Origin of the sequence: Neoluteolibacter marinus (assembly GCF_014904755.1) — a bacterium.
GTDB classification, from domain to species: Bacteria; Verrucomicrobiota; Verrucomicrobiia; order Verrucomicrobiales; family Akkermansiaceae; genus Haloferula; species Haloferula marina.
This window is the reverse complement of record NZ_JACZFQ010000193.1, coordinates 1-245: the sequence shown is the minus strand read 5'-3', so window position 1 is coordinate 245 and position 245 is coordinate 1. Positions and strand designations below refer to the sequence as shown.

Here is a 245-nt window from a genome sequence, read left to right as displayed (position 1 = left end):
CGACGGCGTCGTCCTCCCAGGAGCCCTCCCACAGCTTGTAGCAGACGTCGAGGAACTCCTCGGCGAGCTCGTAGCGCTCGTCGTGCTCGATCTGCGTGGGCAGGCCCTGGTTCTCGGCGGCCGAGGGCAGGTAGGAGGTCACCACGTTGAAGCCCACGCGCCCGCGGGTCAGATGATCCAGCGTCGCGTACTTGCGGGCCAGCGTGTACGGCTGCTCGTAGGTGACCGCACTGGTCACGCCGAAG

At 67.8% G+C, this 245-nt stretch carries 1 protein-coding gene; it reads right to left on the bottom strand.

The genetic code is table 11. From position 1 onward, the window contains the following. Positions 1–245 (bottom strand): LLM class flavin-dependent oxidoreductase (locus IG178_RS24430; protein ID WP_193215205.1); only part of this gene is annotated, 245 nt, incomplete at both ends.